Consider the following 12,212-nt stretch of genomic DNA (forward strand, 5'->3'; position numbering starts at 1 on the left):
AGCTATGTGGATAAATAATGAAATTTTTAAAGAGGATTTGCAACAAATAGTTAATATAAAGTATATTCCTTGGGAAAATTTTAAGTCTAAGACCATCTTGATAACGGGCGGTACTGGGTTGATTGGCTCAACCTTGATCAGCGCTTTGCTTTATGCTGATCGAGTAAAAGAATTAAATCTAAAAATTATTGCTTTGGTAAGAGATTTAACAAAAGCAGAGCAGCAATTTGCAGAGCAGCAGAATTTTTCTGATGCCTTAAGCTTTGTTGTGGGAACAGTAGAAAAAATGCCTGCAATAGATATGCCTGTTGACTATATTGTGCATGGAGCAGGACCTACAGCTAGTAATTTTTTGGTTGAACATCCGGTAGAAACTATAAGGATAGCTGTTCTGGGAACGGCTAATATGCTGGAAATAGCGAAAGCAAAGAAAGTAAAAGGCTTTGTGTATCTTTCTAGTATGGAGGTTTATGGTGCGCCGCATACTGATACTGTAATTGAAGAAACTCAAGGAACAACAGTGGATACTATGTCGGTACGCAGTTGCTATCCAGAAGCTAAGCGTTTATGTGAAAGTCTTTGCGCAAGCTATTTCAGCGAATATGGTGTTCCGGCTATGGTAATAAGATTAGCTCAAACCTTTGGACCTGGAGTAGCGGCAAAAGACCAAAGGGTTTTTGCGGAATTTGCCCGTTGTGCAATGAATAGAAAAGATATTGTATTACAAACTGCTGGTACAAGTAAGCGTTGTTATCTTTATACTGCTGATGCTGTTACGGCAATTTTGACGTTATTGTTGACTGGTAATTCAGGAGAAGCATATAACGCTGCTAATAATACAACGTATTGCAGTATTGTAGAAATGGCGCAGATGGTTGCAGAAAAATTAGGTGATAATAAGATAAAAGTTATTGTGGCAGTAGATGGAAAACACGAACAAAAATTTCCTCCTACTCATAAGTTAAATTTAGGGATTGGTAAATTGCAAGGTTTAGGGTGGAACGCTTCGAGAAACCTGCTGGAGATGTATGCAAGAATGATGGGGACAATGTGACATGGACTTAAAGTGGAGTATTTTAAGTAAATATAGAAATGAAATATATGGATTTAGTGCTCTTTGGATTATAGTATTTCATCTTGTAATTATAAAAAGAGCTAGTTTTAGCAAAGAAATAGCTTTTTTGTCGGATTATTTTCTTCACGGTAATTGTGGTGTAGAAATATTTTTCTTCCTTTCAGGAATAAGCCTATTTTATGCAATTAAAAAGAGCAAGTCACTTTGTGATTTCTATGTTAGAAGATTTAAGAGAATACTAATACCTCTTTTCATAATTGATGGAGTTTACTGGCTGTGCTTATGCTTGGTTGGGGATATAAGTGTATTACAGTTTTTGAAGAATATAACTTTTTATTCTTTTTGGCTTGAAGGAAATAGCCTAGTGTGGTTTGTTGCCTGTTTAATAGTGTTATATATTTTTTATCCGTTGATATATAAATATATTTTAAATAACCAATCATTGACTATTCAAGGAAAATTGATGTGCATAATAATGATGTGCGTGTGTAGTTATATATTTTGCTGGCTGTTTAAATCATTTGATGCAGTATGGTATAGAAATATAGAAAAAGCGCTTACTCGCATACCGGTATTCTTATTGGGATGCTATTGTGGCATTTTATGCTATGAAGAAAAGTCTTTGAGTACATTAGTAAAGTTTGGTTCTTTAATTATTACATTGATAGGAATAGCTTACTTTTTCGAGCATCCCGTGTCTTTATATAAAAGTTATAGAATACCTTATTTGTTAGTAGGGCCTAGTATTGCTATTTGGCTTGCAATTTGTTTAGATACAATACAGAGCAAACTTTTGAATAGAATGATGTGTTTGTGGGGGGGGACTTTCACTGGAGCTGTATTTGTCCCATGTGATTCTCATAATTTTGTTTAAAGAAAGCGTTTTGTATGGGCATTCTTCGGTTGCAAATTTTTACAAAGCTTTTTTCTTTGTCGTACCTTTGTCGTTTGTTATCAGTAAATTAACTAGCGTTTTGTACAATAAGATTACAATAAATAGGAGAGCTGTATGAAAAAATTAAATCATTGCGTAGCTTTTGGAATAACTTCCAATTTAACTTTTGCTGTTGCTAATGTCATTATAGGGATAGAAAAATATTCTCCCGGATTAGTAGATAAATATATAATTTTTTTTGATGAGAAAGATCCTATAGCAGAGGAAGAAATGCAGGTGATTTTAAAAATATCTTCCAAAGCTGAGTTTAGAGAATTAAATATGGAAAATGTCCATATCCCAGAAGATGGATTAAAACGTTTTTCTGCATTGAATTATGCAAAAAATCAAGTCTTTAGACTTTTAAATGAATTTCATAAGGTATTATGGCTGGATGCAGATATTGTGATTCAGGATGATATATCTGAAATATTCAAGTATACTCCGATGGCTTGGAGAAAAACAGTAGTTCCTTTTAATAAAAAGATTTCGTGTTGGGAGGGGAATCTAATAGGAGAAGAATATACTGCTCCTAATGGTGGTGTAATTTTTGTTAGCGATGAATTAGAGGATTATGATAGTCTTTATGACAAATCTTGTGATGTAATGGAAAAGTTGTTCAGAACAGTTAGTATGGTGGCACTCGATGAGCTTACTTTTGGAGTTTTAAATTTTCAATATAACTTAGGCGCTAAAGAGTTACCAGCTAAATATAATAGCGGTTGTGGGTGGAAGGACTCGCAGCATGCGTGTTTAGTACATAGTATTGGTACAGATAAATTTTGGAATGATGCTTTAAGGCATATTATGTTTCCTCAATGGGAACAGTTTAACAGTATATATTTAGCTGCTGGCGGAACGAATAGTCCGCAGAAAAAGCTTAAGCGGGAAGGCTATTTAGGGAAGTCTGCACGTTCTGTGTTTGCCGCTTTTAAAAATTATGATTATTGGTGTGCATTGACAGAGAAAGCAAGCTTTTCCGAAGCGATAATTCCGGGGCATAATTATTTCAAAAAATATATTCAATACTTTCTAAAGAAAACCAACAAAAACATCCACTACGAGTTAATAAAATGCTCTGATAAACAAGTGAAAGTAGCCCTTCTTTTTGAAAAACAATATACAAATGTGTTAGCGGGGGGGACGAGTGCTTGTGAGGATTTGATAAGCTTTCAAAATTCTCTTTCGTTTAATTTGGAACAAAATGAGAAAGTTGTTTCTTTATATAAAATTGTAGATGAGAGTAAGGCAATAGCTACTTTAAAACGATTGATGGCAGCAACTGTTAATTGGATAATGCTGACTTATGCCAGTAAATTAACACGCAAAGAGAAAGCGAAGCTTTATTTGAAATTTTATTATCGTAAAATTAAAGATTTTTAAAATAATTTTTCAGGGGATATTCATGGATTTAGTATGGCAGAAAGTGCGAAAAAATCAATTCATGTTTGAAGAACTCGTCAAGCGTGACTTTAAACAAAAATATAAACGTACAGTTTTAGGTATGGGCTGGAGTATTCTTTCTCCTTTGCTGACTTTATTGGTATTGAAATTAGTATTTGGTCATTATTTTGGCCGGGGTATGGAACACTACACTATTTATTTGTTTTGCGGCAACCTGCTTTTTCATTACTACCGTGAATCCACCAGCGGCGGCATGAACTCTTTAATGAGCAATGCAAAAATTTTTACCAAAATCAATGTGCCGAAATATTTATTTTTACTTTCTAAAAATGTATCAGCCTTTATCAATTTCTTGCTGACGCTGTGCGTATTCTTTATTTTTGCTTTCCTTGATGATATCAGCTTTGGTCTGCATTTTTTTGCTTTATTGTATCCCTTGGCCTGCCTGGTTGTTTTTAATATCGGCATTGGCTTGATTTTATCCGCTTTATTTGTCTTTTATCGTGATATCAGCTATTTGTATGACGTATTCACGATGCTGGTAATGTATTGTTCGGCAATTTTTTATAATGTGGATGTTCTGCCCGCCGCTTACCAAAAGCTGTTTTTGCTCAATCCGGTATACACATATATTAAGTATTTTCGCACCGTAGTGCTGGAGGGGCGGCTGCCGTCTGCTGAATACCATCTGCTGTGCGCGTTTTATGCATTTTTGGCTTTGGGCATAGGCGCGTGGATTTATAAAAAGTATAATCATAAATTTTTGTATTATGTGTAGGCAGAAAATATTACTATTATTGCAAACATAAAGCATTTGCCTATAGTATTTGATGGCGCTTTTAAAAATGTCGTGCTTAGAATAAGGCGTGATAATAAAAAGGACGGCCTGCGCGCCGTCCTCTAGTGTTGCAATATAAAGTTGTAGCGTGGGCTATGGCTATACGCGGATAGCTTTAACCTGTTCCAAGGTGAGGTTAGTAGCCAGTACGATAGCGTCATCGCTGAATTCACCTGATTTTTTCATGTTTTTGGCGATGTCTAATGTAGCTTTTTCTTCGCCTCTGGCAAATGCGACATCGGATAAATCGTTGATAATTTTGCACATAGTTTGCACTCCTTCCTCAGTTTCCTTTAAGTATTTTACGCGTTCTTGTAATTGTTTATAATGCATATCGCAGGCATTGGTGCAGAAGAAGTCGTGCATCAGCCTGCTTAAAGCGGTTTGGTCGTAGCGACAGTTGCCGTTGACATAAATAATATGCGAGCCGTCTTTAAAGCGGGCTCCGCTTTCTTCAATCTTACGCTCGATGTGGTAAATAGGGCGGCCTTCGCCTAAGATGTCGTCCTGCGCAATAAAGATTACATAGGTATCAAAGAGCTTCTGGTAATCGGTACTTTTGGGAAAGTGGGCAGTATCGACAACGCCGCTATAGTAACGGGCACGCTGTGGTGAAGCTCCTTCGCTGGCGCTTTGCACTTCTACATTGAAGTATTTTCCGGCTGCGTCTTTAGCGAGCAGGTCCAGCTGTACGGAATGGCCGTAAAGATTGCTGACAACGTACTGGCTTAGAGCTTTTATCACTTTAATTTTATCATCTTGCAGGATGATGCGCAAGAGAAGCTCGGCGGCGGGAATATTGTTTTCGAAGGCTTTGCGCATAAAGAAATCGTCGATAAGGCGCAGGCGCGCAATAGCGTCGAGATATTCCGGCTTAACAAATTCATTGGGCATACTTTCAACTCCTTTGGTTTAATATGTTGGGATTGAAAATACACAAGCAGAGTGCGGCGCAAAATAAAAAAGCAGTACCGGCGCTCTGTAAAAACAGAACGCAGATACTGCTGAATAGATACCGAGAGGTACCGCACTACTTATGCGATTTTCACACAAATTATATCATGTAATGGATACCAAGGCAAGCATTACAATAACTTACACAATATAGATTTTGGCATTACGTTCAGGAGGCAGAAATGGCCATTATTAAGGCAGAGGGCGTTTCCATACGTTATCTGACAGGAGATTTTAAAAATATCGGGCTTAAGGAGTATGTGGTACGCAGGCTTAAGGGTAATTATCGCGTTACAGAATTTTGGGCGGATAAAAATATTACCTTTGCTTTGGGAAAAGGCGATATGCTGGGCATTATCGGCACTAACGGTGCAGGCAAGTCCACGCTGCTCAAAGCTGTATCCGGCATTATGGTGCCAACTGAAGGTCACATGGAAATCAACGGCACAGTCGCGGCGCTGCTGGAGCTGGCCAGCGGCTTTGACGGCGATTTGACGGTACGGGAAAATACTTATCTGCGCGGGGCGTTATTAGGCTATACCCGCAAATTTATGGAGGAGCAATACGATGCCATCATCGCTTTTGCCGAGCTGCAGGATTTTCAGGACCGGCTGTTTAAGCAGCTTTCCAGCGGTATGAAGAGCAGGCTGGCTTTCGCTATCGCCTGCTTAGTAAAACCGGATATTTTGATTCTGGACGAGGTTTTGTCGGTAGGCGACGGAGCGTTCCGCAAAAAGAGCGGGGATAAGATGAAGGAGATTTTGGCCGGAGGTGTAACTGGCATTTTGGTGTCCCATTCGCTGGGGCAGGTGCGGGAGCTGTGTAATAAGATTTTGTGGCTGGATCATGGAAAGCAAATTGCTTTTACTAACGAGGTAACACTGTACTGCGATGCCTACGAAGAGTTCCTGGCAACAAAAAAGCTGCCGAAAAGCGAGGCTGAAATAAAACAGTTGGCCGAGGGCTGGCGTAAGCGTCAGCAAAGGAAGCGTGAGGAAGCGGCGCGGACGGAAGCGCAGAAGCTGCAGGCGGTACTGGAAAAGGGCGAAAGCAAAGCGGCTTTAGAGGCGGCGCTGGCGATAGTCAAAAAACAAAGGCCGGAATTATTAAAGGAATATGCCGCAAGGCAATAAAAAGGACGGCGTGTAAGAAGGAAGAATATGACCAATTTACAAGAAACTATTCGCAGCCTACAACTGAATAATAAACTTGTCATTTTGCGTACCTGCGGCGCTGGGCAGCAGCAAGATTTGCTGCTTTCTTTGACTGAAGGATATTCTCCGCTGGATTTGTCCTTGCCCAATCTGCGTTTGCAGGCCCAGCAGAATCCGCAGCTGTTTGTCGGCAGTCTGCGGCTGCCTGTTTATCTGGCGAATTTGCAGTATGTGCCGTCCCTGCTGCCTGCGCTGCTGGACAGCGGTTTGCCTTTAGCTAAGTTTTTGGTAAGCTGTTCGCAGGGCTATTATTTAGAGGAACTGGCAGCGCAGGCGGACGCAGGCAGTGTAGCTTTTGTGGAGCTACCTTTGCAGGATGTAACGCTAGACCGCAAGCCCTTTGTGCCGCAGGAAAGCTATTTGCAAAACTTGCACGAAGCGGAGAAACGGCAGCTAGTGGCGGCTATGTTGGGAGAAAGAGAGGTTTACTCTTCCTGGGTGCGGCGCGTGTTGCAGCAGGATATTATGGAGCGTACTACGGTGAGCGACGAGGTAAAATTTTACCGCTTTTTGTGCGCTGTGGCCAGTATGGCGGGCTGCGTGGTGAATTATACTATTTTGGCTAATAATGTGGGCATAACCGCGCCTACGGCCAAGCAATGGCTGCAGTTTTTGGCGGGTACGGGGCTGGTATATCTTTTGCCGCCGGTGGAGCATGTGGCAGGTAAGCGTTTGGTAAAGGCTCCGAAGGTATATTTCCGGCAAGCGGGCGCGGCGGCATATTTACTGCAGCTGCATGACGGCGCATCTCTTTTGCAGAGCGTATATTTTAAAAATCTGTACGAAAATTATGTGGTCAGCGCGCTGCGGGAAAGCTATCTGCGTTGGGGTGAGAGACCGGATTTTCGTTTTTACCGCGATTCCAATAATAAGGAGATAAGCCTGCTTTTGCGAGCGCAGGGAGCCGTTTATCCCATTATGATTTGTCAGGAGAGCTTTAGCGTCGCTAGGATTGGAAAATCCTTTGAGCTGCTGCACGGTTATGCGGCGGATAGTGGCGCGACGCTGGGAAGCGGCTGTATTATAGGTATGGGCGGAGATATAAAGCTCCTGGAAGAAAATTTGGCTTACGTGCCGGCAGAATATATATAAAAGACGCTCTGTGCAGCAACGGTTGCACAGAGCGTTTAGCATCTTCAGGCGATGTGATGAGCTTATTTTTGCGGCAGATTTAAAATGACGATGGAGCAGAAAATCAGCAGCATGCCGGTGGCCTTGCTGAAGGTTAAGGGTTCGGCGAAGAACAGCATACCTACGGCGGCAGCCACGAAGGGCTCCACGGTGGCGAGAATGGAGGCCTGCCCCGGCTCTACCTGCTCCAGCCCTTTAGTATAAAGAATATAGGGAATGACGGCGCAGACTAATCCTAAGCCCAGGCTGCACAGTACGCTGGTCAGGTCGAGGCAGGTAAGGGCTTCCCTGTTAAAGTCGGCCAACGGCACGGACGCCAACGCGAAGTAAAAGGTATAAGCTGTAATGGTAGGCGAGGAGTATTTCTGCACGGCGTATTTGCCGAAGATGCTGTAGAGTGCATAGCCTACGCCGCTGCCCAAGCCGTACAGCAGTCCGGACAGCGTCAGCGTCAGGCCGCTGCTGAAAGCGCCGGTGACGAAGGCGCAGCCGATGAAGGTGCAGGCCAGCGAAATACCCTTGCGCAGATTAAAGCTTTCGCCGAAGAGCAGCAGCGACAGCAGCATGACGAAGATGGGCGCGGTGTAAAGCAGCAGCGCCGCTACGGCCAGACTGCTTTGCTGCATGCAGTTAAAGTAGCAATAATTGAAAAATACTAAGCTGCAGATGCCAGTGCCTGCGAAGAGCCAGGCGTCGCGCAGGCGGATGCGCAGATGGCGCAGTCCCAGCTTGCAAAGTACAAGAGTTATGCAAAATGCGGAGGCTAGGGCGCGCAGCGCTACAATCTGCATGGAGGTAAAGCCCTGTCCCGCAAGTATTTTTACAAAAACACCGATAAGACCCCACAGCGCCGCCGCGCTGATGATGTAAAGGTAGGAGCGTGCTTTCATTTTGGCGCCTCCGTTGCTTGCTTGCGCTGCCAGAAGGCGCGGAATTTACCAACCAGCTCTTTGGCGTCGGGCTTGCCGGGCCACAGCTCCTGCTGCTGGGAACAGCGCATGGCGGCGGCCAGATGCTCGTAAATTTCCGGATAACGGTCGTTGAGCTGGGCGATATGTTCTTTGATATCCTGCCGCATGGTGTGGCCGTCGTAGGGACAGGGATTTTTGATAGGCTCAAGGTTCAGCCTGGCTACCAGCTGGCGTATTTCGCTTTCCCTGTAATACAGCAGCGGTCGCAGCACGGTAATGCCGGAACGGGAAAGGGGCGTTACCGGTAAAAAGGTACGCAGCTGGCCCGAGGTTACTAAGTTCATAAAGAAGGTTTCGACGGCGTCGTCATTATGGTGGGCCAACGCTACCTTGTTGAAGCCCAGCTCCTGGGCGCGGCGATTGGTGGCCGCCCGGCGGAAATAGGCGCAGGTGAAGCAGGGGCTGCCGCCCTTGCGGGCGTGGGCTGCCATGACGTCCACATCATCGCTGTAATGCTCCAGTCCGTATCGGGCGCAGAATTCCTGCAGGCGCTGCCTGGGAAAGTCAGGCGCAAACATGGCGTTGACGGTGTAACAGGCCAGCTCGAAGGGGATGGGAGAATACTTTTTGATTTCCGCCAGCATAGCGGTCAGCAGCATGCTGTCCTTACCGCCGCTGAGGCCGACGAGAATGCGGTCGCCGGGCTGCAGCATATCAAATTCTATGATGGCCCGCCACAGCTTGCTGAGGTCCTCGGCGGGGACGAAGGGTTTATTTTTACTCATAACAGACTCCTTTAAGCGTCAGGCTCAAGATAAATTTATTCTAGCACATTAGGGCGCAGGGCTCAATATATACGGCGCAGGTATATTTTATGCGCGGCGCATTAACGGCAGTAATGCAGACGCTCATAGAAAGTTGACTTTCTGTAATTCAAAGTATATAATAAAAACAGAGATAGCTGATTGGGCAAGTCGGCTCTCCCCGAGAAATTAAAAATTTGACGGAAGGCCGCTTAACCGCATGTTAGGCGGCTTTTCTTATATCATAAGTTTTAGTTAAGGAAAGCTCCCTCAGACATTTTGCTATGCAAAATGCCAGCTCCCTCGAAGAGGGAGCAAAAGTAAATGTACTTACTTAAACTATATTGCCCCCTCGTTGAGGGGGCTGTCACCGAAGGTGACTGGGGGAGTAATTACGTATTATGCCTTTTCTCATATCATAGGTTTTAGTTAAGGAAAAGTCTTGGTCATATTCTTTCCGACTGCGCTTAAAGCAGGAATTTAACGTCGGTAAGCAAAGTTGTGAGCAAGGCTTTATATTTATTTGGAGTGCGAGTTTTTGTTCTTTGATTGAGTTTGGCAGAGCCGCGGTAGGCATGGTATAATGTGAATGCTTAGCGATTGCGGAGCCGAAGGCGAACGCAGAGCTTAGCAGAACATATGCCCTTGTGGTATAATAAAAAAATATAGGCTGCTGCAGCGGCCGGATATTTGACGGAGGTTCTTGGGAGATTATGACGGATACATTGCAGGGTTTAAATAAAGAGCAGGCGGACGCCGTACAAACGATTAACGGTCCCATGCTGATTTTGGCGGGCGCGGGCAGCGGCAAAACTAAGGTGCTGACCTGTCGCGTGGCGCATTTATTGCAGCAGGGCGTGCGTCCCTACCGCATTTTGGCGATTACCTTTACTAATAAAGCCGCCGCGGAGATGCGCGAGCGCGTGGATAAGATGGCGGGGCTGGCGGCCAAGGATGTGTGGCTGTTTACATTCCACGCTTTCTGCGCCCGTGTGCTGCGCCGGGATATCGATAAGCTGGAGGGTTATAGCAATAATTTCGCTATTTACGACACTACGGATACAAAGAACCTGATTAAGCAGATTTTGAAAGAGCTGGATTTGGACGAAAAGCGCTTTCAGCCTGCGGGGATTATCGGCCGTATCAGCAATGCGAAGAACCAGCTGCAGTCGGCGGCAGATTTTGCTAAGGAGGCCGGAGATTTTTACGAGCAGAAGGTAGCGCAGATTTACGAAGCCTACGAGGCGAAGCTGCGCGCCAACAACGCCGTGGACTTCGACGATTTGCTGCTGCTGACCTTGCAGCTTTTGCAGCAGAACGAGGAGGTTCGCACTAAATATCAGGAGAAATTTGATTACCTGATGGTGGACGAATACCAAGATACTAACCACGCTCAGTATTTATTGACGAAGCTGTTGGCGGCCAAGCATCGCAATATTTGCGTGGTGGGCGACGCCGACCAGAGCATTTACGGCTGGCGCGGCGCGGATATCCAAAACATTTTGGACTTTGAAAAGGATTATCCAGACGCCAAGCTGGTGAAGCTGGAACAGAATTACCGCAGCACGCAGGTGATTTTGGATGCGGCCAACGCGGTTATCGAAAATAATACGGGACGCAAGCCGAAAAATTTGTGGACGGATAACGGCACGGGCACGGAAATTACCTATTATCAGGCGGTGGACGAGCGGGACGAGGCTCGTTTCGTTATCGAGCGCATGCAGGAGCTGCAGCGGCAGGAGGGCGAGCGCTTAGGCGATATGGCGGTACTGTACCGCACTAATACCCAATCCCGCGTGTTTGAAGAAATGCTTATCAAGAGCGGTATCGCCTATACGATGGTGGGCGGCACTAAATTTTATGAGCGCAAGGAAATCAAGGATATTATCGCTTATCTGCGGCTGATTTTTAACCCCCACGACAGCTTGAGCCTGCTGCGCATTATCAACGTGCCGCGCCGGGGCGTCGGCGACGCGACGCTGGCCCGCTTGCAGGCCTACGCGGCGGAAACGGAGCAAAGCCTGTTCGACGTGATTTCCAATGCGTCGGCAGTGCCGGGGCTGAGCAGCCGCTTTGTGAAAACCCTGGACGAGCTGGCCGGGCTGCTGTTTGAGTTTATGGGCGAGGCTGAGGAGCAATCTGTCAAGCAGCTGATTACGGACGTAATGCAGCGCACCGGCTATCAGGAGGAGCTGGAGCTGAGCCGCAGCGCTCAGGACCAGAGCCGCTTGGAGAATTTGCAGGAGCTGCTGAGCGTGGCCGAGGATTTTGCCGAGAAGGCGGCGCGCAACGGCGAAGAGGCTTCGTTGGAAAACTTTTTGTCCGACGTGGCCTTGGTGTCTGACATCGACGACGCCGAGCTGGAGGACGACGCGGTAACGCTGATGACGCTGCATTCGGCCAAGGGATTGGAGTTCCCCACGGTATTTTTGGTAGGCATGGAGGAGGGCATTTTTCCCCATGCCCGCACGCTGCTGGACGAAAACGAAATCGAGGAGGAGCGGCGCTTGTGCTACGTGGGCATTACCCGTGCGGAAAAGCGGCTGTATTTAAGCAACGCCCGCGCGCGTATGATTTACGGACATACGATTTCCTATCCGCCCTCCCGCTTTTTGCAGGAGGTGCCGCGCAATTTGATTCACGTTTATAAGCGGCCCGTGCTGCAGCGGCCTGCTTTGCGCCCAGCGGAGCAGAGGCAGGAGACCCGTTCTAAGACTGCCAACTGGTTCTTGCAGCCCAAGGGCAGCTTTGTGCCCAGGGAAAGCGGCGTCGCTAAAAGCTTCCGCGCCGGGGATAAGGTGCGCCATAAAAAATGGGGCGTGGGCACCGTGGTTGCCGTCAAGGACAGCGAGGACGGGCAGGAGGTCAACGTAGCCTTCGCAGGCGGCGGTATCCGCAGCCTGCTGACCAAATACGCGCCGCTGGAAAAGCTGTAGGCTGATGCTGCG

9 protein-coding genes and 1 pseudogene are annotated in these 12,212 nt (G+C 45.8%); 7 read left to right on the plus strand and 3 right to left on the minus strand.

From position 1 onward, the window contains the following. The first annotated feature begins 4 nt into the window (after nt 1-4). From Q4E64_RS00865 to Q4E64_RS00880, 4 genes are all read left to right on the plus strand, one after another. A complete protein-coding gene (locus tag Q4E64_RS00865) occupies nt 5-1,054 on the plus strand; it encodes an NAD(P)-dependent oxidoreductase (RefSeq protein ID WP_303165771.1) in 1,050 nt (349 codons plus the stop codon). Between the two features lies 1 nt (nt 1,055). Further along, entirely contained in the window at nt 1,056-1,949 is an 894-nt protein-coding gene (locus Q4E64_RS00870; RefSeq protein WP_303165772.1) for an acyltransferase, read from the plus strand. Between the two features lie 135 nt (nt 1,950-2,084). Further along, nucleotides 2,085-3,392, plus strand: a complete 1,308-nt coding sequence (locus Q4E64_RS00875; RefSeq protein WP_303165773.1) for a glycosyltransferase — start codon at nt 2,085-2,087, stop codon at nt 3,390-3,392. Between the two features lie 22 nt (nt 3,393-3,414). Beyond that, nucleotides 3,415-4,191 carry an ABC transporter permease gene (locus tag Q4E64_RS00880; RefSeq protein WP_303165774.1) on the plus strand — a complete coding sequence of 259 codons (777 nt, stop codon included), beginning with the start codon at nt 3,415-3,417 and terminating at the stop codon, nt 4,189-4,191. Between the two features lie 159 nt (nt 4,192-4,350). Here Q4E64_RS00880 and Q4E64_RS00885 read toward each other — a convergent pair whose 3' ends face one another. Continuing rightward, on the minus strand, nt 4,351-5,145 hold the full coding sequence (locus tag Q4E64_RS00885; protein ID WP_303165775.1) for a PD-(D/E)XK nuclease family transposase: 795 nt from the start codon (nt 5,143-5,145) through the stop codon (nt 4,351-4,353). 242 nt (nt 5,146-5,387) lie between these two features. Here Q4E64_RS00885 and Q4E64_RS00890 point away from each other — a divergent pair. Continuing rightward, nucleotides 5,388-6,125 (plus strand): annotated as a pseudogene (locus tag Q4E64_RS00890) (ABC transporter ATP-binding protein); the annotation flags it as partial. 240 nt (nt 6,126-6,365) lie between these two features. Beyond that, nucleotides 6,366-7,511, plus strand: a complete 1,146-nt coding sequence (locus Q4E64_RS00895; RefSeq protein WP_303165777.1) for an ATP-binding protein — start codon at nt 6,366-6,368, stop codon at nt 7,509-7,511. A gap of 62 nt (nt 7,512-7,573) precedes the next feature. Here the strand turns inward: Q4E64_RS00895 and Q4E64_RS00900 are convergent, their stop codons facing one another. After that, on the minus strand, nt 7,574-8,440 hold the full coding sequence (locus Q4E64_RS00900; RefSeq protein ID WP_303165778.1) for a DMT family transporter: 867 nt from the start codon (nt 8,438-8,440) through the stop codon (nt 7,574-7,576). After that, nucleotides 8,437-9,246 carry a tRNA 2-thiocytidine biosynthesis TtcA family protein gene (locus Q4E64_RS00905; RefSeq protein ID WP_303165779.1) on the minus strand — a complete coding sequence of 270 codons (810 nt, stop codon included), beginning with the start codon at nt 9,244-9,246 and terminating at the stop codon, nt 8,437-8,439. The genes Q4E64_RS00900 and Q4E64_RS00905 overlap by 4 nt, the downstream gene beginning before the upstream one ends. A 731-nt stretch (nt 9,247-9,977) precedes the next feature. On the opposite strand from Q4E64_RS00905, the gene pcrA reads away from it, so the two are divergent. Further along, nucleotides 9,978-12,200, plus strand: coding sequence for a DNA helicase PcrA (gene pcrA / locus Q4E64_RS00910; RefSeq protein ID WP_303165780.1), 2,223 nt, complete (start codon nt 9,978-9,980; stop codon nt 12,198-12,200). Nucleotides 12,201-12,212 lie beyond the last annotated feature (12 nt).

The sequence above is a fragment of the Phascolarctobacterium sp. genome, from assembly GCF_030531065.1.
Classification (GTDB): domain Bacteria; phylum Bacillota; class Negativicutes; order Acidaminococcales; family Acidaminococcaceae; genus Phascolarctobacterium_A.